This window comes from Streptomyces kunmingensis (assembly GCF_039533535.1).
In the GTDB taxonomy this organism is placed as follows: domain Bacteria; phylum Actinomycetota; class Actinomycetes; order Streptomycetales; family Streptomycetaceae; genus Streptomyces; species Streptomyces kunmingensis.
In genome coordinates, this window is record NZ_BAAATS010000017.1 from 294,864 (window position 1) to 315,721 (window position 20,858).

Consider the following 20,858-nt stretch of genomic DNA (forward strand, 5'->3'; position numbering starts at 1 on the left):
CACCGGGGGTTCCTCACTCCACGGGGGGCTGAGACTGCCGCGCCCGGCGCCTGCGCACCCGCCGCATCCGGAACAGTGCCGCCAGCACGATGAGGACGACCCCCGCCCCCACCACGGCGATCGCCCCCGTCGACACCGACGTGACGTCCACCTCGAACGTGATCGGCTCGCCCCACGGCTTTCCGTCGCTGCGGGTGTAGAGCTGCGCGGTGATCCGCGCCTTGCCGTTGGCCTTCGCCGTGACGTCGATGTGCGTGGTGTGGCTCGCGGAACCGGCGGCCTCCACCGACAGCTTCCCGTCGTTGACCTCCAGCCTCTCCGCGTCGCTGGAGGAGACGCGGAGTTCGAGGCCCGCCACCGGCTGCTGAAGTCCGTTGTCGACCGTCACCGGGACCGTCGAGTCGCCGGAGGTGAGGGTGAGGGTGGTCTTCGGGACGAGCCGCAGCGACTCCACGGACGTGTCCAGGAAATCGGACGTGCGCCGCTGGAAGGCCCGCTGCGCCGAGTCGTCCTGCGCGCGCCAGGCCGTCGACAGGGCACGCGCCATCGCCGCGTGCACGGACGCCGTGGTGGCCTTCGGATCGGCCAGCACCTTCGAGAGAGTCGCCAGGCCGTCCAAGTCCTGTGCCACCGCCGTCAGTTCGGCCGAGGTGAGTTCGCTCGCGCGCAGCCGCGACGGGTAGGCCGCGGGCACCACGACCTTGCCCGCCACCGGATCGTCGTCGGCGGCACGGATGCCCTCCAGATCCAGCCAGCCGTCGTCATCGCCGGAGTCGATCGCGGCCCCGAGCGCGTTCGCCGCCGTACCGGACAGATCACGCGGCGGTACGAGGACGGGGCGGACGTTCTTCTTGACGAGCGCGGTGATGCGGGTGACGTCGGCGGGATCGGGCGTGTCGTCGCTCTCGCCGCCGGTCGCGGACGCCGACGGGCTGGAGTCGGGGGCGGGACTCAGGCCGAGGCCGTTGCTGGGCGTCGTGGTCGCCGAGGCGAACGGTGAAGGGGACAGGGAGGGGGACGCGGAGGCCTCCGGGTCCGGGCCCGGGTCCTGGATACGGGCGAGAGCGGTCGTGAGGGTCGCGTCGTAGGGGAGCGCGGTGACCTTGGCGTCGTCGTCGCTGTCCCCCTTGTTGCTGTCTGCGTTCTCGGCACTGTCGGTGTCGATCTTCACCGGGTCCTTGCCCGCCGGGGTGAGGCCTTCGCCGGACGTGAGGACGCGGTTCACCCCCAACTCCGTACCCAGTTGGGTGATGGCGGTGTCGAGCGCGCCGTCCGCGGGCCAGCCGAGACCGGCCCGGGTCCCGGTGCCGAGGATCTGGTCGACCTCCTCCTTGGTGTCGTCCGTGAGCCCCGCGACGACCTCCGTCAGATCGTCGGTGTCGGTACCCGGGTGGTGGGCCAGCGAGGCCAGGTCCGTGTCCGCGTACGGCAGCAGCCACACGTCACGCCCCTCGACCGCGTCCCTGAGCGCGGCCAGCCAGGCGCGCGCCGCGGCCTGCCCGGTGCCCCGCGTGCTGTCCTGCGGATTGCTGGAGCCGTCGCCGTCCGCGAGGCGGTAGCCGTCCGCCATCGCCTCGGCGGCGAGCACCAGATCCGGGTCGAGGACCCAGCTGACCTGGCGGTCCCGGCCCGCGTCGACGACCTCGCGCAGCCGGCCGCCGGACGCGAACAGACCGGCGAGGGTGTCGTCGTCGAAGACGGCCTGCGCGCTGTCGCCCGAACCGAGGGCCGCCGCCGTCATGTGCGGGGCCGTCATGACCGGCCACACGACGGCCGCGTGCACCGTGTCGTCGTCGGCGGCCCGCGCCTGCGTCCCCGTCCCCGGCAGGGCCGACGCCCCGAGGACCACGGCGGACACGACCCAGGCCCGCGCCGCCCCGTATCTCGTCATGTCGTCCCGTACCTCCCGCTCGCCGTCACCTGTTGCCGAGGTAACACCGTGCGGGAGGCCGCCGCGGGGAGCGTCCGGCCGTGCGGCGCGTCGGCTCCGGCCCCCGCCCTGCCCCCGCTCAACCCTCAGTAGCCTCCAGCACGGCACCGATCCTGAGCAGGTTCCCGTCCGGGTCCACGAGCGCGAACTCCCGCATTCCGTACACCGTGTCGTCCGGCTCGACGAGGCGCGGCGTCGCGTACGGGTCCGCGCTCAGACCCGTCGCCCGCCACTCCTCGTACAGCGCGTCCACGATGTGCGCGCCGCCGTCGAGCCGCAGGTACACGGCGTGCGCGGTGCTCAGCGGGTCGGCGTCGGGGGCGTGGAAGAAATGCAGTTCCGCCTCGTCGCGGACGAGGATCAGATACCCGTCGTCCGGATAGTGGGCGTCGGCGGTGAAGCCGAGAGGCGCGTAGAAGCCGATCGTCGCCGGCAGGTCGCGGCCCGGCATGATCGGTGCGAGGCGGCCGGTGAGGGCGGTGCGGGACATCGGCGCTCCAGGGGCGTCGGCGGGGGAACCGATGTCGCCCGATAGAGTGCGGCTCCCTTGACTTCACGTAACCCTCCCGAGCATGACGCACCACGTACGAGGTACCAGGCAGTGACTCCCGCCGATCCCCACGACCCCCGACCCGTCGGCGGTGACGGCGGTGACGGCGGTGACAGCGTGACCGCGGCGCCTGCGGAGAGCGTGGCGCCCGCGGAGACCGTGGTGACCGTCGTCGGGATCGGGGCCGACGGGTGGGCCGGGCTTCCGGAGACCTCACGCGCCGCCCTGCGCGCCGCCGGGGCCGTCGTCGGGGGCCCGCGCCAGCTCGCGCTGCTGCCGGACGCCGAGTGCGCCGCGGAACGCGTGCCGTGGCCGTCACCGCTGCGCCCCGCCGTGCCCGGCCTGCTCGCCCGGTACGCGGGACGCCGCCTCGCCGTCCTGGCCAGCGGCGACCCCATGTTCTACGGGATCGGCCGGACCCTCACCGAGATCGCGGGCCGGGACTCCGTACGGATCCTGCCCCACCCGTCTTCCCTGTCCTACGCCTGCGCGCGGCTCGGCTGGCCCGTCGAGGAGACCGAGGTCGTCACCCTGGTCGGCCGCCCGGCGGACCGGCTCGCCGCCGTACTGCACGACGGGCGCCGCGTACTGGTCCTTTCGGCGGGCGCGGACACCCCGGCCGAAGTGGCGGCGCTGCTCACCGCGCGGGGGTTCGGGCCCAGCCGGATGACGGTGCTGGAGCAGTTGGGCGCGGCGGGCGAGGCCACGTACGCGGGGGTTGCCGAGGAGTGGAGCCATGAGCCCGGCGACCCGCTGAACGTGATCGCCGTCGACTGCCGCCGCGCCCCCGACGCGCTCCGGCTCGGCGCCGCGCCCGGCCTGCCGGACACCGCGTACGAGAACGACGGGCAGCTCACCAAACGCCACATCCGGGCCGCCACACTCGCCGCGCTCGCGCCCGCACCCGGCGAACTCCTGTGGGACGTGGGCGGCGGCTCCGGCTCCATCGGCGTGGAATGGCTGCGGACCCACCCGTCCTGCCGGGCCTACGCCGTCGAACGCGACCCCGAGCGCGCCGCCCGGATCGGACGCAACGCGGCCCGGCTCGGCGTGCCCCAGCTGACCGTCGTCACGGGCCCGGCACCGGACGCGCTCGCCCAACTCCCCACGCCGGACGCGGTGTTCATCGGCGGCGGGCTCACCGCCCCGGGGCTCCTCGAACGCTGCTGGGAGGCGCTGCCGGTGGGCGGGCGGCTCGTCGCGAACACCGTCACGCTGGAATCGGAGGCGCTGCTCGCCGCCTGGTACCGGCGGCACGGCGGCGACCTCGTGAAACTGTCCGTCGCGCATGCCGTGCCGGTCGGCGGGTTCACGGGGTGGCGGCAGGCGATGCCGGTCACGCAGTGGTCGGTGACGAAGACGTCCTTGACGAAGACGTCCTTGACGAAGACGTCCTTGACGAAGACGTCCTTGACGAAGACAGAAGTGGGACAGCCATGACCGTGTACTTCATCGGGGCGGGCCCCGGCGCCGCCGACCTGATCACGCTGCGCGGCGCGCGGACGCTTGCCGCTTGCCAGGTGTGTCTTTATGCGGGTTCGCTGGTACCGGAGGAGCTTCTCGCCGAGTGCCCGCCGGACTCGCGGCTCGTCGACACGGCGAACCTCGATCTCGACGCCATCGAACGGGAGTTGGTCGCCGCGCACGAGGCGGGCCTCGACGTCGCCCGGCTGCACTCGGGCGACCCGTCCGTGTTCAGCGCGGTCGCCGAACAGATGCGGCGCCTCGACGCGGCGGGTGTTCCCTACGAGGTCGTGCCCGGAGTACCGGCGTTCGCGGCGGCTGCGGCGGCGCTGAAGCGGGAGCTGACGGTGCCCACCGTCGGGCAGACCGTCATCCTGACCCGGATCTCGCAGCAGGCCACGCCCATGCCTGCGGGGGAGGACCTTGCGACGCTCGGGGCGAGTGGGGCGCTGCTCGTTCTGCACCTGGGCGCTCGCTACGTCGACCGGATCGTCTCCGAGTTGCTTCCGCACTATGGGGTCGACTGTCCGGCGGCGGTCGTGGCGTATGCCAGCCGGGCGGACGAGGTGGTGTTGCGGGGGACCCTCGGGGATATCGCTGGGCAGGTCAAGTCGGCGGGTGTGCTGCGTACGGCTGTGATTTTGGTGGGGCGGACGCTGGGGGCTTCGCAGTTCCGGGACAGTCATCTGTACTCGGCTGAACGCGACCGGCACGCTTGCTGATGTCACGGGGCTCCGCCCCGGACCCCGCTCCTCAATCGCCGGAGGGGCTGGATGTGAACCGACCCCGGCATTCTCGCTGAGCCCTGGGGCTCCGCCCCGGACCCCGCTCCTCAATCGCCGGAGGGGCTGGATTTTTGCTGACCGCCCGGTGGGGGCTGGTCGCGCAGTTCCCCGCGCCCCTGAAGCATGCGGCTTCGCCGCAGCTCCGCTCCCCTTGAGATGGCGCACGAAGTGCGCCTCCCAGGGGCGCGGGGAACTGCGCGACCAGCCACGACGGTGGCGCGCTTGAGGTACGACCTTTCAGGGGCGCGGGGAACTGCGCGATCAACCCCGGCCGACCACGTTCCCGGCCCGGTCGATGCAGATGACGTCCACGAGGACCGGCGCCTCGCGGAGCACAAGCCGGGCCTGATCACGGGCCTCCGCAGCGACCAGGTCGCCCAGCGGGACGCCCGCGGCGGCGCACAGCTGAAGCGCGGCGAGGCCGGTGTTGGCGGTGGCGACCGCATCCGCCAGGTCCGGGCCCGCGCCACCCCGTACGGCCAGTTCGGCAAGAAACCCCTTGTCCACCTGGGAGCGCCCGGAGTGGAGGTCCAAGTGGCCCGCCGCCAGTTTGGAGAGCTTCGCGAAACCGCCGCAGAGGGTGAGCCGGTCCACCGGGTGACGCCGGATGTACTTCAGGACGGCGCCCGCGAAGTCACCCATGTCCAGCAGAGCGTTCTCCGGCAGGCCGTGTACGCGTACGACTGTCTTCTCCGAGGTGGAACCGGTGCAGCCGGCGACGTGCGTACGGCCCGCCGCCCGCGCCACGTCCACGCCGCGCCGGATCGAGTCGATCCACGCCGAGCAGGAGTAGGGCACGACGATGCCGGTGGTGCCGAGGACGGAGAGGCCGCCGAGGATGCCCAGGCGCGGGTTCCAGGTGGAGCGGGCGATCTCCTCGCCGTGGTCGATGGAGACGGTGACCTCCACGTCGCCACTGCCACCGCACGCCGCCGCGACCCGCGCCACATGGTCCCTGATCATCTGCCGCGGCACCGGGTTGATCGCGGGCTCGCCGACATCGAGCGGCAGCCCGGGCCGGGTGACGGTGCCGACGCCGGGCCCGGCCCGGAAGACGACCCCGGACCCGGCGGGCAGCGCCCGCACGGTGGCCCGTACCAGCGCGCCGTGCGTGACGTCCGGGTCGTCGCCCGCGTCCTTCACGACCCCGGCCGTCGCCGAACCCCCGTCGCGTGACTCGACGGCGAGCGCGAAGGACGGGGTCTGGCCCTTGGGCAGCGTGATCGTCACCGGGTCGGGGAAGTCGCCGCTCAACAGCGCCGTGTACGCGGCGGTCGTCGCGGCCGTCGCGCAGGCCCCGGTCGTCCAGCCGGGCCGCAGACCGGTGTGCTTGAGTTGGGCGCCGCGCCCGCCCTTCGCCTCAGTCGCCTCAGTCGCCCCACTCGCCGATTCACTCATGGAGTTCCCCGATGCATGTACTCGTCCTCGGCGGAACGACCGAGGCCAGGCAGCTGGCCGAGACGCTGGACGGCCACCCGGGGCTGCGGGTCACCACTTCCCTCGCGGGCCGGGTCGCCGCGCCGCGGCTGCCGCCGGGCGAGGTGCGGATCGGCGGGTTCGGCGGGGCGGCGGGCATGGCCGCATGGCTGCGCGAGCACGCCGTGAGCGCGGTCATCGACGCCACGCATCCCTTCGCCGAGAAGATCAGTTTCAACGCGGCCGAGGCGGCCGCCACCACCCATGTTCCCCTGCTGGCGCTGCGCCGGCCCGGCTGGGTCCCGGAGGCGGGCGACGACTGGCGGGAGGTCGCCTCACTGGCCGAGGCGGCACAGGCCGTACGGACCGTACGAGGACCGGGCCGACGGGTGTTCCTGACCACGGGCCGGATGGGGCTCGCCACGTTCGCCCACATCGACGACGCGTTCTTCCTCGTACGCTCCGTCGACGCCCCCGAACCGCCGTGCCCGCCCCACCTGGAGCTGCTGCTCGACCGCGGCCCGTTCACGCTCGACGGCGAACGCGAACTCCTCGCCCGCCACCGCATCGACGTCCTGGTGACGAAGGACAGCGGCGGCACCGCGACCGCCCCCAAACTGACGGCGGCGCGAGAGGCAGGCATCCCGGTGATCGTGGTCCGCCGCCCACCGGTACAGGCCGGGGTACCGGTGGCGGCCACCGTGGAGGCCGCCGCCACCTGGGTTCAGGAACTGGTCTCCGGATAGCGGCGCGGCGTCCACGTCACCGTGCGGCCGTCGCCACGTTCCACCGCCTGGGTCTGCGACGAGCCGACGATCAGCAGGGTGCGCATGTCGACGACGGCCGGGTCGAGGTCGGCGAGGCGGACTGTGCGGATGCTCTCCTCGGGGCCGCCGACGTCGCGGGCGAGGACGACCGGGGTGTCGGGCAGACGGCATTCGAGGAGAAGCTCGCGGGCCTTGCCGACCTGCCAGGTCCGGCTGCGCGAACCGGGGTTGTAGAGCGCGAGCACCAGATCGGCCGCCGCCGCCGTGCGCAGGCGCTCCGCGATGACCTCCCACGGCTTGAGCCGGTCGGAGAGGGAGATCGTGGCGTAGTCGTGGCCGAGCGGCGCCCCGGCCTTCGCGGCGGCGGCGTTGGCAGCCGTCACCCCGGGCAGTACGCGTACGGGCACATCCGTGTACGTCTCCTGCGACGCGACCTCGAGCACCGCCGTGGCCATCGCGAAGACGCCCGGGTCACCGCCCGAGACGACGACCACGCGCCGCCCGCGCCGCGCCAGGTCGAGGGCGAACTCGGCGCGCTCGGACTCCACCTTGTTGTCCGAACCGTGCCGCCGCTGCCCCGGACGCTCCGGCACCCGGTCGAGGTAGGTGGTGTAGCCGACGAGATCGTCGGCGTTCGCGAGCGCGCCGCGCGACTCGGGCGTCAGCCACGGCGCCCCCGCCGGACCGGTACCGACGACGACGACCTCGCCCCGGCCGGGGTTTTCGTCGTCGGAGGCGGGCTCGGCGTCGATCCGGGACGGCAGGACCGCGACCGAGAAGTACGGCACCGAGTCCGGGTCGATGTCGGCGAGCCGGCCCGTGCGCTCACCGGCCATGAACGCCCGCTCGACATAACGGGCGTCGTCGAGCCGGCCCGAACTCTCCAGCGCCGTACGCACCTTGGTGAACGTACGGCCCATCTTCATGACCACGGCGGAGTCCGCCGCCGCGATCCGCGCCGTCAGCTCGTCCTCGGGGAGCGTCCCCGGGATGATCGTCAGCGTCTCCTTGTCCTCGCAGAGCGGCTCGCCGAGACGGGCCGCTGCCGCGCTGATGGACGTGACACCGGGGATGACGGTCGTGTCGTAGCGGTCGGCGAGGCGCTTGTGCATGTGCTGGTAGGAGCCGTAGAAGAGCGGGTCGCCCTCCGCGAGCACGGCGACCGTACGGCCCGCGTCGAGGTGCGCGGCGAGCGTGGCGGCGGCCTCGGCGTAGAAGTCGTCGAGCGCGCCGCGGTAGCCGCCCGGGTGGTCCGTCGTCTCGACCGTGAGCGGATACATCAGCCGCTCCTCGATCTGCCCCTCCCGGATGTGCTCCGCCGCGATCGAGCGCGCGATGGAACGGCCGTGGCGGGCACAGTGGTACGCGATGACGTCCGCACAGGCGATGGCACGGACGGCGGCGACGGTCATCAGCTCCGGGTCACCGGGCCCGAGCCCGACGCCGTACAACTTGCCGGTGCTTGTGGGGGTGTTGCTGGGGACGCTCATGCCTGGATCTCCACCTCGGTCGCTATGGCGTTGATCGCGGCGGCGGTGATGGCGCTGCCGCCGCGGCGCCCGCGGACGATCAGGTACTCCAGGCCCAACTCGTTCGCGGCGAGGGCGTCCTTGGACTCGGCGGCCCCGACGAACCCGACCGGGATGCCGAGGATCGCCGCCGGCCTGGGCGCGCCCTTCCCGATCATCTCCAGGAGGTGGAAGAGGGCGGTCGGGGCGTTGCCGATGGCGACGACGGCGCCGTCGAGCCGGTCCCGCCACAGTTCGAGCGCGGCGGCGCTGCGGGTGGTGCCCAACTCGGCCGCGAGGCTTGGCACTTCCGGCTCATTCAGGGTGCATATGACCTCGTTGTCGGCGGGCAGGCGCTTGCGGGTGACGCCGCTGGCGACCATCCGCGCGTCGCAGAGAATCGGTGCCCCGCCGCGCAGGGCGGCCCGTGCCTTCGCCACGACGCCGGCCGAGTGGCCGATGTCCCGTACGAGATCCACCTGACCGCAGGCGTGGATCATGCGGACCGCCGCCTGGGCGACGTCTGCGGGCAGCGCCGCGAGTCCTTCCGCGGCCTCCGCTCGGATGGTGGCAAAGGACTCGCGGTAGATGGCCGCGCCGTCCTTCTCGTAGTCATACACGGGTTCGCATCTTTCAACTGGGTTGTGTGGAGGTGGGGTTGCTTACGTCGTACGTGCCGTCGGGCCTCGCTACGACGTCCACGTACGGCCCGACGGGGTGCCCGCAGCGGCGTTCGCAGCCGGACCAGTAGGTGGGCAGGGTGGGATGCCTCGCGGTGGCGTCGGCCCGCACGTCCGCGTTCGCCTTGGCGCATCCGGGGCGGCCTGTGCAGGCCCCTGTGCGGGTCCAGGGCGAATCCGGGTCGGCCACGAGGCCCGTCCCGGTGAGCTGGTCGGCCTGGGCCCGGGTGGCACCGGGGATGACTATGTCCCGCCAGGGGGTGAGCCGGATTTCCCTGGCGGGAAGCCGCGCGACGAGGTCGGTCAGGGCGGCCCATTGGGGTTGGGCGAACGCCCCGAACGGGGCGGTGATCTTTTGGCCGCCGGGTCCATAAAATTCAGCCTCGGCGGGAGGCTGGCCGCCGGGTCCATAAAATTCAGCCTCGGTGGGACGTTGGCCGCCGGGTCCCAAAATTTCGGCCTCGGCGGAAGGCTGGTCGCCGGGTCCATAAAATTCAGCCCCTCCGGCGATTGAGGAGCGGGGTCCGGGGCGGAGCCCCGTGGCCTGGGCGGCGGTGCCGGTGGCGCTATCGATGGCGGGTGCGGGAGCGTCGTGGCTGGTCGCGCAGTTCCCCGCGCCCCTGACGGGGTTGGCCTCGATGCCGATGGGCACGGCGCCGTCGCCGCCCGCGCCGCTGAGGGGGCTGGCCTCGATGCCCCTCGCAGAGAGTTGCTCGGCAATCAAGGAGGCCAATTCAGGCGCAGGCATGTTGAGTTCGCGGACTCTCCAGACCCGTCGGCCCGAGACACCTCGCGCTGCCGCCACAAAAACCTCGGCCGCGATGACCGCCGCCCGCGCCGCATCCGCGTACTCCACAACGAACGCCGCGCCCCCGACGAAAAGCCCGGCCGAACCCCCCGCGAGCCCGCGCAGCAACACATCGGGCCGCAGCCCCGCCACATCCCCCCGCCCGTCATCGAGCGCGAAAAGGAACCGCCCGGACAACTCCGGAGTGACAGAACTCGCACACAGCGCCGCGTCGAGCCCGGTCAACCACCCGCGTACGTCGACGACCCCGCCCCCATCGAGCCCGGACATCGGCGAAGCCACCACGTTGCGGACCCGTTCGTGCGCGGCGGACGGCAGCAGCCCGGCCGCGCCGAGCACCTCCGCCAGTTCCCCACCGCATCCCTCCCGCAGCCCGCGCAGCTGCACGTTGCCCCGCGAGGTGAGATGCAGCGTCCCGTCGCCGAGCCGCGCCGCCGCGTCACCGAGGGCCCGCGCCTGCGCCACGTCGAGAATCCCGCCGGGGATCCGGACCCGCGCCAGGTACCCGTCATCGGCGGCGTGCAGCCGCAGCGCCCCGGGACAGGCGTCACCCGGAAAGGCCCCGGACGCCTCGGACGCCTCGGACGCCCCGGATGTTCCGGGCGTACCGGACGCACCAGGACGGATGGGTATGGGGGAGGCGGGCATGCGACGGAGCATACCCACCGCCTGTGATGGGCATCCCGTACCAGGTCACGCCCTCGCCCCGTACGATGAGCCGCGGCGGTCCCGTCCGGCCCGCCACCATCGCCAGCGACGGCGACAGGGGAGGAAGCCCGGTGCGATTCCGGCGCGGTCCCGCCACTGTGAGCCCTCTCATAGAAGAGGGTGAGCCAGGAACTCCCGCCGTCAGAACCCACCCGGGGCGCGGACACCCCGAGGAAGGCCAGACGACGCATGCCCCAGCAGCCCTCGCACCCGGCTCAGCCCGCTCAGCCCGCGCAGCTCCTGCTCCTGTCGACGTCCGACACCGACCTGCTCAGCGCCCGCGCGGCCAACGCCGCCGCCACCGCGAACCCCGCTGACGAGTCCGTCACGTACCGCTTCGCGAACCCCTCCCGCCTCGACGTCGAGACCGAGCTCCCCGCGCTCCTCGACGGCGTGGCCCTGGTCGTCGTACGCCTCCTCGGCGGGGTCCGCGCCTGGCAGGACGGCATCGACCGGCTGGCCGCCGCCGGTATCCCGCTGGTGGTGCTCAGCGGTGAACAGGCCCCGGACGCCCAGCTGATGGCGGCCTCCACGGTCCCGGTCGGCATCGCGGCGGAGGCCCACGCCTACCTGGCGCACGGCGGCCCGGCCAACCTCGGCCAGCTGGCGAACTTCCTCTCCGACACCGTTCTGCTCACCGGCCACGGCTTCGAGCCCCCGGCCCCGGCGCCCACCTGGGGCCACCTGGAGCGGACCCCCTCGCGGAACGACGGCCCGACCGTCGCCGTGCTCTACTACCGCGCCCACCACATGAGCGGCAACACCGCCTTCGTCCACGCCCTGTGCGACGAGATCGAGCGCACCGGAGCCCGCCCGCTCCCCCTCTACGTCGCCTCGCTCCGCGCCCCCGAGCCGGAGCTGATCGAGGCCCTGCGCCCCGTCGACGCCATCGTCACGACGGTCCTCGCGGCCGGCGGCACCCGTCCCGCCGAGGCGAGCGCGGGCTGCGACGACGAGGCGTGGGACGCGGGCGCCCTCACCCACCTCGACGTGCCGATCCTCCAGGCCCTGTGCCTGACCTCGTCCCGTGCGGACTGGGCGGAGAACGACGAGGGTGTCTCCCCGCTGGACGCCGCGAGCCAGATCGCGGTGCCGGAGTTCGACGGGCGCCTGATCACCGTCCCGTTCTCCTTCAAGGAGATCGACGAGGACGGCCTCCCGGCGTACGTCGCCGACCCCGAGCGCGCCGCCCGCGTCGCCGGGATCGCCGTACGCCACGCACGGCTGCGGCACATCGCCCCCGCCGACAAGAAGCTGGCGCTCGTCCTCTCCGCGTACCCGACCAAGCACTCCCGTATCGGCAACGCCGTCGGCCTGGACACCCCCGCCTCCGCGATTGTCCTGCTCAAGCGCCTCATCGCCGAGGGCTACGACTTCGGGGACACGGCCGAGATCCCCGGCCTCGCCTCCGGCGACGGCGACGAACTGATCCGCGCGCTCATCGACGCGGGCGGCCACGACCAGGAGTGGCTGACGGAGGAGCAGCTCGCGCGCAACCCCGTCCGCATCCCGGCCGCCGACTACAAGCGCTGGTACGTGACGCTGCCGCAGGAGCTGCGCGACGCCGTCGAGCGGCACTGGGGCCCGCCGCCCGGCGAGATGTTCCTGGACCGTTCCCGCAACCCGGAGGGCGACATCGTGCTCGCGGCCCTGCGCCGCGGCAACCTGCTCGTCCTCATCCAGCCGCCGCGCGGCTTCGGCGAGAACCCGATCGCGATCTACCACGACCCCGATCTGCCGCCGTCGCACCACTACTTGGCCGCGTACCGCTGGATTGCTGCCTCCGCCTCCGACGGCGGTTTCGGCGCGGACGCGATGATCCACCTCGGCAAGCACGGCAACCTGGAGTGGCTGCCCGGCAAGAACGCGGGCCTCTCGGCTGCCTGCGCACCGGACGCCGCCCTCGGTGACCTTCCCCTCGTCTACCCCTTCCTGGTCAACGACCCCGGCGAGGGCACCCAGGCCAAGCGCCGCGTGCACGCCACGCTCATCGACCACCTCGTGCCGCCGATGGCCCGCGCCGACAGCTACGGCGACATCGCCCGCCTCGAACAGCTCCTGGACGAGTACGCCCAGATCAGCTCGATGGACCCGGCGAAGCTGCCCGCCATCCGGGCCCAGATCTGGACCCTGATCCAGGCCGCGAAGCTCGACCACGACCTGGGCCTCGAAGCCCGCCCCGACGACGACGGCTTCGACGACTTCCTGCTCCACGTCGACGGCTGGCTCTGCGAGGTCAAGGACGCCCAGATCCGGGACGGTCTGCACGTCCTCGGCCAGGCCCCGGCCGGCCCCGACCGCGTCAACCTCGTCCTGGCGATCCTGCGCGCCCGCCAGATCTGGGGCGGTTCCCAGGCCCTCCCCGGCCTGCGCGAGGCACTGGGCCTGGACGAGTCGGCGGCGACCCGCACGGCGGCGGACGAAGCGGAGTCGCTGGCGCGCTCCCTGGTGGAGTCGATGGAGTCCCGCGACTGGGCTCCGGGGGCGGTGTCGGAAGCGATGGCGTCGGTTGCCCTCACGCCACGGGGCTCCGCCCCGGACCCCGCTCCTCAATCGCCGGAGGGGCTTGACATGTCCAGCCCCGTCCACCAGATCCTCACCTTCGCCGCCACGGAAGTGGTCCCGCGCCTCGACGCGACCACCGCCGAACTCGACAACTCCGTACGCGCGTTGGAAGGCCGCTTCGTCCCGGCAGGGCCCAGCGGCTCCCCGCTCCGCGGCCTCGTCAACGTCCTCCCGACCGGCCGCAACTTCTACTCCGTGGACCCGAAGGCCGTCCCCTCCCGCCTCGCGTGGGAGACGGGCCAGGCGCTGGCCGACTCCCTCATCGAGCGCTACCGCACGGACAACGACAACGAGTACCCCACCTCCGTGGGCCTCTCCCTCTGGGGCACAAGTGCCATGCGCACAGCGGGCGACGACATCGCGGAGGCCCTCGCCCTCCTCGGTGTCCGCCCGGTCTGGGACGACGCCTCGCGCCGCGTGACGGGCCTCGAAGCGATCCCGTACGAGGAGCTGAACCGCCCCCGCATCGACGTCACCCTGCGCATCTCGGGCTTCTTCCGCGACGCGTTCCCGCACACCATCGGCCTCCTCGACGACGCGGTCCGCCTGGCCGCCTCCCTCGACGAACCGGCCGAGCACAACCACGTACGCGCCCACGCCCAGGCCGACCTCGCGGAGCACGGCGACGAGCGCCGCGCCACCACCCGTATCTTCGGCTCGCGCCCGGGCACGTACGGCGCGGGCATCCTCCAGCTGATCGACTCCAAGGACTGGCGCACGGACGCGGACCTCGCCGAGGTCTACACGGTCTGGGGCGGCTACGCCTACGGCCGCGGCCTCGACGGCAAGTCGGCCCGCACGGAGATGGAGACGGCGTACAAGCGGATCGCGGTCGCGGCCAAGAACACGGACACCCGCGAGCACGACATCGCCGACTCGGACGACTACTTCCAGTACCACGGCGGCATGGTGGCGACGGTCCGCGCCCTGCGCGGCACGGCTCCCGAGGCGTACATCGGCGACTCGACCCGCCCCGAGACCGTCCGCACGCGCACGCTCGTCGAGGAGACGTCCCGCGTCTTCCGCGCCCGCGTCGTCAACCCCAAGTGGATCGAGGCGATGCGCCGCCACGGCTACAAGGGCGCCTTCGAGCTCGCCGCGACCGTCGACTACCTCTTCGGCTACGACGCCACGACCGGCGTCATCGCCGACTGGATGTACGACAAGCTCACGGAGACCTACGTCCTCGACGAGACGAACCGCCAGTTCCTCTCCGAGGCCAACCCCTGGGCCCTCCACGGCATCGCCGAACGCCTCCTGGAAGCCGAGTCCCGCGGCATGTGGGAAAAGCCGGACCCCCAGACCCTGGAGGCCCTCCGCCAGGTCTACCTGGAGACGGAGGGCGACCTGGAGTCGGACGAGTAGGACGACTAGGCCGCTGAGCAGGGGAAACGTGCCTGCACGCTCGTTCGAGTGAACGATCAGAGGTTCCCCTGCCCGGTCCCGCCTACTCTGGGACTGTCGCGCTGAGCGAAGGAGGAGGTCTGTCATGGCAGCAGAGCCGGTCCCGGAGTACCCGCCCGTGCCCTCCGGGCGTCTTGACGCCCGGGACATCGAGGAGGCCTTCACTCAAGTCAGCGCGGCAGCCCCCGTGGGGTGGCGCGTGGAGTTGATCGAAGGGGAGATCCACGTGACGCCACCGGCCAATGGTGAGCATGAAGAGTACGTGTCCGAGGTCAGCGGGCAAGTGCGTGATCACAGCAAGGAGCACGGGCGCTACACGGGCATCGGCCTCAACGTCCCCGGCGCCTCCCAGACCGGCCACGTCATCCCCGACCTCGTCGTAGCCCCGAAGGGCACCTTCGACGACAAAGAGGAATGGCACGACGCGTCGGCCGTGCTGATGGCCGTCGAGGTCACGTCGGACTCCACCGCCGGGAACGACCGCGTCAAGAAGATCCGTGGATACGCCCGCGCCGGCATCCCCGTCTACCTCCTGATCGACCGGGACGCCGGACAGATCACCGTCTGTGCGGCTCCGGAGGGCGACGACTACGCGACCAAGGCCTCCTACAAACTCGGCCTGACCGTCCCCCTCCCCGAACCCCTCGGCTTCGACCTGGACACCGCGGAGTTCTGAGCCCTTCTCTAACGCAGAGTCGCTGTGAAACTCCGTCCATACGCGTGGCGTGTGCGTACCTCGACGCGGGTGCCGCCCGGTACCCGGGACACCCGCACCGCGTCGTCGCCGGAGGCTTTCCGTAGCGTCCGCCCGCGCAGCACCACCGTCACCGTGTCGCGCGTGGTCGTCGGGTCCGAGACGGCCAGCGTGACGTCTCCGTCCCGGCGGACCAGGACGGACGCCGGTCCCTCGATCGTGAGACCCGCCGTGTGGTGGGTGCCGGGGGCGAAGGTGTTGGCGGCGCTCAGGCCGAGGCCGCGGTGGCGTACGGCCTGGAGGTGCGGAGTGTTGGCGAGGATCTCCGCGCCACGGTGGTGCCGGACCGCCGTCGCGGAGGCGTTCGGGAGCAACACGTAAGCGAAAGAGGTGGGGCGCGCTCCCGCCGGCTGCTCCACCGTCAGCGAGAACACCTGCCGGGTGACGGCCGTGTCCGGGTTGGAGGTCCGCACGACGCGGCGGCTGCGCGTCACCGTCTCCAGCCGCACCCTCGGCCTCGGCCCGTCCAGCAGGACGTACCCGACCGACGCGGCCCGGGTCGTGTTCTCCCACCGCACCCAGCCGCGCCCCCGCTCCACGGCGACCCGGTCGTCCGCCGCCGCGATCCGCGCGTCCAGCGTCGTCGTCACCGCCCGGCCCGCGCCCGGCGCGTCCCCGACCCCGGCGGCGAGCACCACGATCTCGTCGTCGAGCAGGAACCACGACTTCGTCGCCCGCGCGCTGCGGTACACCACGAAGTCGTCCGGCAGGACCCCCGCCCGCTTGTCCCGCCACGGCACGTCGTCGGAGAGCACCCAGCCCACGGCCCCGTATCTGCCGTCGAGGACCGCGCCGCCCGAGTGGTCCTGAGTGGCGGTGGGGAAGTAGACGTAACGGTTCTGGGACTCGCTGGAGGAGGTGAAGTTCAGCGGGTGGCCCGGGTTGTCGTAGAAGAGCTTGCCGTCGTACAACTCCGGTACGGAGCGGCGTACTTCGACCGGTGCGGTCACGCCCGCGAGCTCGTACGGGGATACGGTCGTGAAGTAGTCGACGCCGTACGCCTGCGTCTGGTCCTGCCCCGACAGATACAGATGGTGCGCGCCGTCGCCCTGGAACCAGGGCAGCAGATTCTCCCCGCTCATGTACTCGTACTTGCTGATCCGCCGCGAGCTGCGGGCCAGCGCGAACGCGTACCCGGGCCGGCGGTGCACCGTACGGTCCATGGCGTTGAAGGCGACCGAACGTGCCGCCGGGTTGAGATCGGCGGCGGGCACGGAGGTGTCGGCGAGGAGGTCGGCGTAGCGGACGATGCTGAGCGGTGAGACGAAGACGGCCGGGTCGAGCGCGGCGCGCGAAGTGGCGCGCAGATGCTTCACGTACGACGCGAGGGCGACGGCCGCGTCCCCCGTGGCGAGGGACGCGAGATCGACGACGGCCTCGACGATCGTGGCGACATCGGCGTACCCGGTGCCGGTGCGCGAGACCGCCCGCCCCTTCACCGCCTCCATCATCCAGCCCTCGAAGATGAGCGGCGCGAACCCGTCCCGTACCCACCCGTACACGGTCGGCACCAGCTCCCCGCCGTGCGCGAACCCGGTCCCGTCGAGCAGCTTCAGCGTCTGGACGACCCGGCTGAGCAGGCCTTTCCCGTACGAGCCGGTGTACGCGACGGAGGCGTGCTGGAGGAAGGACCCGTCGGCGTAGTACCCGTCGGTGACGCCGTGCCGCAGGGCGTACGGGTCGATGGTCGCGAAGACCGTCAGCTGGTCGACGAGCGCTTTGCGGATGCGTGCCTCGCCCGAGGACCCGCCGGTCAGCGCGCCCTGGAGGATGCGGTTGGTGGTGATGTCGGCGAGGTTGGCGCCGGTGTGGAAGCGCGAGTCGAGGTCGACGTCGCCGTCCCTGCCGTTGCGCAGATACGCGTCCATGGCGGCGATGTAGGCGCTGACCAGCTCGGCGGGGGCGCGGTCCGCGAGCAGGACGAGTGTCCTGCTGATGTGCTGCGAGAGGCCGATCTCCCAGTAGAACCAGTTGCCGTAGTAGCCGGTGGACTGGTCGCCGTAGTGGTGCGTGTGCAGCCACGCCAGCCCGTCCAGGACCCGGTCCTGCACCGCCGGACTCCCGTACAGGTCGGGGGAGATGCCGGGCATCCGCGTAGCGAGCGCGATCTCGTACAGCCGCTGGTAGCTGGTGTTGAGGTTCGGGTCGCTGGTGCCGAGCGGCACACCGGCGAACAGCTCCCCGTCCCCGGTGGCCGCGTCCATGGCGGCCAGGTTCGCGCGGGCGGTGCGCTCGACGGCGGCGCGCTTGCTGTCCGTCTCCGTACGGGAGTTGGAGGCGACGGTCCCCGCGAACACGTCGACGGTATTGGAGATCAGCCGCGAGACCCCTTCCTCGAGGGCGGCGGCGCCGGCCCACTGGCTGGGCACGGCGGCCAGCACTCCCGCGGCGCCGAGCGCACTCAGCAGACGTCTGCGACTGATCTCCATCGGGTTACCTCCGCATGGCAGGGTGGACGATCGAGTTGCCCTACAGGGTGACCGTCTTCCCGCCGAGTGTCACGACGAGCTTGCCGTCCGCCGCGTACGACCACTTGAGGGCGCCGCTGTAGGAGGAGCAGCGGGAGCCGTTCGTGCCCGTCCAGAACTGGTTCGAGCTGTCGGCGCTGCCCACGGTCTTGTCGTTCGACCCGTCGACGGAGAAGCGGCACGAGGTGTTGCTCTTGAACACCGAAGTGCCCTTGTCGAACGAGTAATTGCGCTCGGCGTTGTCGATGCTGAGATTGTTGGAGATGGCCATGGACCCCGGGTTGGAGTTGTACGTGAACCCGTGGTGGCCGTTGCCGAACGCGATGGAGCGGCGCACGACGTGGTTGACGGCGATGTCGTCGCCGCCGAGCTTGTAGCCGTTGCGGTCGCCGTTCTTGTTCACGGTGCCGTCGGACAGAGTGCCGTTGGAGTACGCCAGCGAGTCCTCGACGGTGACCGGGCCGATCGCCCCGGTGTCGGTCTTGGTGTACAGGTCCCAGCCGTCGTCGATGTTGTTGTGCGAGACGGCGTACCGGAAGACGTTCCCGGTCCCGGTGGTCAGCTTCGCGGCGAACCCGTCGGCGTCCTCACCGTCGGAGTCGGCGTTGTCGTGCGACTCGGCGCTCAGGACCAGGTTGTTCGCCGGCCACTGGGCCTTGGGCGTGCTGGACGCTATCCGGCCGAGCTGGAGCCCGGTGTCGTGGTTGTAGCGGGTGACGGTGCGCTCGATGACGTTGTTGCTGCCGCCGACGTAGATGCCGTTGTCCCCGGCGCGCTCCACGGTGAGGCCTTTGACGTGCCAGTACGAGGCGAAGAGCTGAAGCCCGCGATTCGACGAACTCTCGCTCTGCGCCGAGAAGTTGAGGACCGGCTTCTCGCTCTGATAGGCGGTGAGGGTGGTCCGCGCGGCGGAGGTGCCGTCGGCGGCGTCGGGGACGGTGACGGTCTGCGCGTACGCGTACGTGCCGCCGCGCAGATAGATGGTGCCACCGGCGGTGACACGGCTGATCGCCGAGGTCAGCGTGGTCGGCGCGGCCAGGGTGCCGGCGGCGGAGTCGGTCCCGGACGGTGACACGTACACGGTCGTCTGCGCCTGCGCCGCGGCCTGGGCCGTGGTGCCGGACGCGACGGCGGCGAGGGTGCCGGCCAGCAGGCCGAGGGAGGCGACGAGAGGTCTCATTTCCATGGTTCGGTCTCCATGTGTGGGGTGAGGGTGGCTCTTGGGTGGCACCATGGGGCTACGGTAGAAAGCGCTCTCTTGCTGTCTGTTGCTGGACGGTAGGGGGCTGCCGTGTACGCGTCAAGGTTCATGTATGTATTTGTTGGGCAAGTACATGAACAACTTCGGGGTGGGGGACGGCATGGGTGAGCCCCGGGTCCCGTAAGGGGCCCGGGGCTCATTGCGAGGCCGGGGCTCATTGCGAGGCCGGGGCTCACTGCGAGGCCAAGGCTCACTGCGAGGCCGTGGAGTCTCAGCTCTCCGGCGGAGGCGGCGGCACCGGCGCCCCCGCGGGCGGCGCGATCTTCGCGTACGTACGCGAGACCGGGGTCCCGCCGGGCGCCGCCTCGTCGTGCTGCTCCGGCCGGTCCTCCGGCGGCAGCAGCGCGGCCCGCTTGGCCCCCGGGTCCCAGCCGGTCTCCACGACCCGCTTCTGCCACACGATCGCGCCGACCAGCACGACGAGCCCGATCAGCAGCATGAGGACGACCCCGGCCGCCTTCCCCGCCTTGGCGGAGTTGCCGATGAGCAACCCGAACCAGCCGAAGTCCGCGTCGCCGAACGTGGTGTTGGCCGTCCCGAACGAGCCGAGCACGCCGAGCAGGAACGCGGGCAGGAAGGTGATCAGGACGCCGTTGAGGAAGGCGCCGATCGCTGCGCCGCGCCGGCCACCGGTCGCGTTGCCGAAGACACCGGCCGCGCCGCCGGTGAAGAAGTGCGGGACCAGGCCGGGCAGCACCAGGGCCGTTCCGAACGCCGGGTTGAAGACCCCGGCCAGCAGCCCCAGGCTGACGAGGCCGCCCACGAAGGAGCAGATGAAGCCGACGAGCACGGCGTTCTGCGCGTACGGGAAGACGATCGGCGCGTCCAGGGCGGGGATCGCGCCGGGCACGACCTTCTGCGCGATGCCCTGGAAGGCGGGCACCAGCTCACCCAGGATGGTCCGCACGCCGAACAGGATCACGGCGACGGCGATACCGAACTGCAGCCCCTGCCCGAGCGAGGCCATCAGGTAGTTGCCGACCCCGGTGGACCCGGCACCGCCACCGTCGGCCGCGAACGCCTTGAAGGCTTCCGTCTTCCCCACCTTCGCGAGGAAGACGATGGCCATGATCATGTAGATGAGCACCATCGACAGAGCGGTCGCGACCATGGAGTCCCGCAGGAACCGCAGCCCCTCCGGCAGGTTCATCTCCTCGGTCGACCGGCTCTTCTTGCCGACGACCTGCCCGGTCGCGCCGGACACGATGTACCCGGCGGTCCCGAAGTGCCCGACGGCGACACTGTTGTTGCCGGTGACGCGTTTGGTCCAGGGATGCGCGAAGGCGGGCATGGCCACGAGCATGATGCCGAGCAGCACGGCACCGACGACGACCACGACCCAGGACTCCTGCCCCGCGGTGGCCAGCACCATCGTCAACAGCGTCGCCATGAACAGCATGTGATGCCCGGTCAGGAACACGTACGACAACGGCGTGAACCGCGCGAGCAGCAGGCTGATCAGAAACCCGAGGATCATCAGCCAGGCCACGCGCGAGCCGTACTCGGCCTGCGCGATACCGACGATGGCCTCGTTGGTGGGGATCACGCCGTGCGAACCGGTCGCGCCGGTGATCATCGTGCCCAGCGGGGCGAGGGAGTTGGTGACGAGCGTGGCACCGGCGCCGATCAGCAGAAAGCCGAGGGTCGCCTTGATGGCACCGCCGATGACCTGACCGGCGCTCTTCTTCAGCGCGATGAGGCCGACGGCGGTGATGATGCCGATGAGGTAGGCGGGGACGCTGAGGATCTCGTTGACGATGAATTTGGCGATGTCGACGAGGACGTTCATG

General features: G+C 71.7%; 14 protein-coding genes and 1 riboswitch. Of the genes, 5 read left to right on the forward strand and 9 right to left on the reverse strand.

Features of this window, described 5'->3' with window-relative positions:
• Positions 1-13: 13 nt before the first annotated feature.
• A complete protein-coding gene (locus tag ABD366_RS20765) occupies positions 14-1,891 on the reverse strand; it encodes a DUF6049 family protein (protein ID WP_324771244.1) in 1,878 nt (625 codons plus the stop codon).
• A gap of 118 nt (positions 1,892-2,009) precedes the next feature.
• The gene (locus ABD366_RS20770) at positions 2,010-2,420 is read right to left on the reverse strand and encodes a bleomycin resistance protein (protein WP_324771245.1); all 411 of its coding nucleotides are present in this window, start codon (positions 2,418-2,420) and stop codon (positions 2,010-2,012) included.
• Between the two features lie 201 nt (positions 2,421-2,621).
• Here ABD366_RS20770 and cbiE point away from each other — a divergent pair, with 201 nt between their 5' ends.
• Together cbiE and cobM are read left to right on the forward strand one after the other, a co-directional pair.
• A complete protein-coding gene (gene cbiE, locus ABD366_RS20775) occupies positions 2,622-3,920 on the forward strand; it encodes a precorrin-6y C5,15-methyltransferase (decarboxylating) subunit CbiE (protein ID WP_324771275.1) in 1,299 nt (432 codons plus the stop codon).
• Complete coding sequence (gene cobM, locus ABD366_RS20780; RefSeq protein ID WP_324771246.1) at positions 3,917-4,666, forward strand: precorrin-4 C(11)-methyltransferase; 750 nt, start codon at positions 3,917-3,919, stop codon at positions 4,664-4,666. Before cbiE ends, cobM begins: the two co-directional genes overlap by 4 nt.
• 324 nt (positions 4,667-4,990) lie before the next feature.
• Here cobM and ABD366_RS20785 read toward each other — a convergent pair whose 3' ends face one another.
• Positions 4,991-6,127, reverse strand: a complete 1,137-nt coding sequence (locus tag ABD366_RS20785) for a cobalt-precorrin-5B (C(1))-methyltransferase (protein ID WP_324771247.1) — start codon at positions 6,125-6,127, stop codon at positions 4,991-4,993.
• A gap of 11 nt (positions 6,128-6,138) precedes the next feature.
• Between ABD366_RS20785 and ABD366_RS20790 the strand changes: the two genes are divergently transcribed.
• Positions 6,139-6,891 carry a cobalt-precorrin-6A reductase gene (locus ABD366_RS20790; protein ID WP_324771248.1) on the forward strand — a complete coding sequence of 251 codons (753 nt, stop codon included), beginning with the start codon at positions 6,139-6,141 and terminating at the stop codon, positions 6,889-6,891.
• On the opposite strand, the gene ABD366_RS20795 is transcribed toward ABD366_RS20790, so the two are convergent.
• Genes ABD366_RS20795 through ABD366_RS20805 form a run of 3 tightly spaced genes read right to left on the reverse strand, consistent with a single transcriptional unit; the run spans position 6,870 to position 10,556 of the window.
• Positions 6,870-8,402 carry a precorrin-3B C(17)-methyltransferase gene (locus ABD366_RS20795; protein WP_324771249.1) on the reverse strand — a complete coding sequence of 511 codons (1,533 nt, stop codon included), beginning with the start codon at positions 8,400-8,402 and terminating at the stop codon, positions 6,870-6,872. The genes ABD366_RS20790 and ABD366_RS20795 overlap by 22 nt on opposite strands.
• Positions 8,399-9,040, reverse strand: coding sequence for a precorrin-8X methylmutase (locus ABD366_RS20800; RefSeq protein WP_324771250.1), 642 nt, complete (start codon positions 9,038-9,040; stop codon positions 8,399-8,401). Before ABD366_RS20800 ends, ABD366_RS20795 begins: the two co-directional genes overlap by 4 nt.
• 13 nt (positions 9,041-9,053) lie before the next feature.
• Complete coding sequence (locus ABD366_RS20805; protein WP_324771251.1) at positions 9,054-10,556, reverse strand: cobalamin biosynthesis protein CobG; 1,503 nt, start codon at positions 10,554-10,556, stop codon at positions 9,054-9,056.
• Between the two features lie 99 nt (positions 10,557-10,655).
• Positions 10,656-10,751: riboswitch (cobalamin riboswitch) on the forward strand.
• A gap of 54 nt (positions 10,752-10,805) precedes the next feature.
• On the opposite strand from ABD366_RS20805, the gene cobN reads away from it, so the two are divergent.
• Both cobN and ABD366_RS20815 read left to right on the forward strand, forming a co-directional pair.
• The gene (gene cobN, locus ABD366_RS20810; RefSeq protein WP_324771252.1) at positions 10,806-14,546 is read left to right on the forward strand and encodes a cobaltochelatase subunit CobN; all 3,741 of its coding nucleotides are present in this window, start codon (positions 10,806-10,808) and stop codon (positions 14,544-14,546) included.
• Positions 14,547-14,670: 124 nt separating this feature from the next.
• Complete coding sequence (locus ABD366_RS20815) at positions 14,671-15,261, forward strand: Uma2 family endonuclease (RefSeq protein ID WP_324771253.1); 591 nt, start codon at positions 14,671-14,673, stop codon at positions 15,259-15,261.
• Between the two features lie 8 nt (positions 15,262-15,269).
• Here ABD366_RS20815 and ABD366_RS20820 read toward each other — a convergent pair whose 3' ends face one another.
• The 3 genes from ABD366_RS20820 to ulaA form a co-directional block, all read right to left on the reverse strand.
• A complete protein-coding gene (locus ABD366_RS20820; RefSeq protein ID WP_324771254.1) occupies positions 15,270-17,768 on the reverse strand; it encodes a polysaccharide lyase family 8 super-sandwich domain-containing protein in 2,499 nt (832 codons plus the stop codon).
• 40 nt (positions 17,769-17,808) lie between these two features.
• A complete protein-coding gene (locus ABD366_RS20825) occupies positions 17,809-18,993 on the reverse strand; it encodes a right-handed parallel beta-helix repeat-containing protein (RefSeq protein ID WP_411293772.1) in 1,185 nt (394 codons plus the stop codon).
• Between the two features lie 286 nt (positions 18,994-19,279).
• Positions 19,280-20,857 (reverse strand): PTS ascorbate transporter subunit IIC, encoded by a 1,578-nt coding sequence (gene ulaA / locus ABD366_RS20830; RefSeq protein WP_324771255.1) that lies wholly within the window; start codon positions 20,855-20,857, stop codon positions 19,280-19,282.
• Between the last annotated feature and the right edge of the window lies 1 nt (position 20,858).

Excerpts from the sequence above, each read along its gene's own strand:
- ABD366_RS20765 (WP_324771244.1), bottom strand. The coding sequence starts at position 1,891 with ATGACGAGATACGGGGCGGCGCGGGCCTGGGTCGTGTCCGCCGTGGTC.
- ABD366_RS20770 (WP_324771245.1), bottom strand. The coding sequence starts at position 2,420 with ATGTCCCGCACCGCCCTCACCGGCCGCCTCGCACCGATCATGCCGGGC.
- cobM (WP_324771246.1), top strand. The coding sequence starts at position 3,917 with ATGACCGTGTACTTCATCGGGGCGGGCCCCGGCGCCGCCGACCTGATC.
- ABD366_RS20785 (WP_324771247.1), bottom strand. The coding sequence starts at position 6,127 with ATGAGTGAATCGGCGAGTGGGGCGACTGAGGCGACTGAGGCGAAGGGC.
- ABD366_RS20790 (WP_324771248.1), top strand. The coding sequence starts at position 6,139 with ATGCATGTACTCGTCCTCGGCGGAACGACCGAGGCCAGGCAGCTGGCC.
- ABD366_RS20795 (WP_324771249.1), bottom strand. The coding sequence starts at position 8,402 with ATGAGCGTCCCCAGCAACACCCCCACAAGCACCGGCAAGTTGTACGGC.
- ABD366_RS20805 (WP_324771251.1), bottom strand. The coding sequence starts at position 10,556 with ATGCCCGCCTCCCCCATACCCATCCGTCCTGGTGCGTCCGGTACGCCC.
- cobN (WP_324771252.1), top strand. The coding sequence starts at position 10,806 with ATGCCCCAGCAGCCCTCGCACCCGGCTCAGCCCGCTCAGCCCGCGCAG.
- ABD366_RS20815 (WP_324771253.1), top strand. The coding sequence starts at position 14,671 with ATGGCAGCAGAGCCGGTCCCGGAGTACCCGCCCGTGCCCTCCGGGCGT.
- ABD366_RS20820 (WP_324771254.1), bottom strand. The coding sequence starts at position 17,768 with ATGGAGATCAGTCGCAGACGTCTGCTGAGTGCGCTCGGCGCCGCGGGA.
- ABD366_RS20825 (WP_411293772.1), bottom strand. The coding sequence starts at position 18,993 with ATGGAAATGAGACCTCTCGTCGCCTCCCTCGGCCTGCTGGCCGGCACC.
- ulaA (WP_324771255.1), bottom strand. The coding sequence starts at position 20,857 with ATGAACGTCCTCGTCGACATCGCCAAATTCATCGTCAACGAGATCCTC.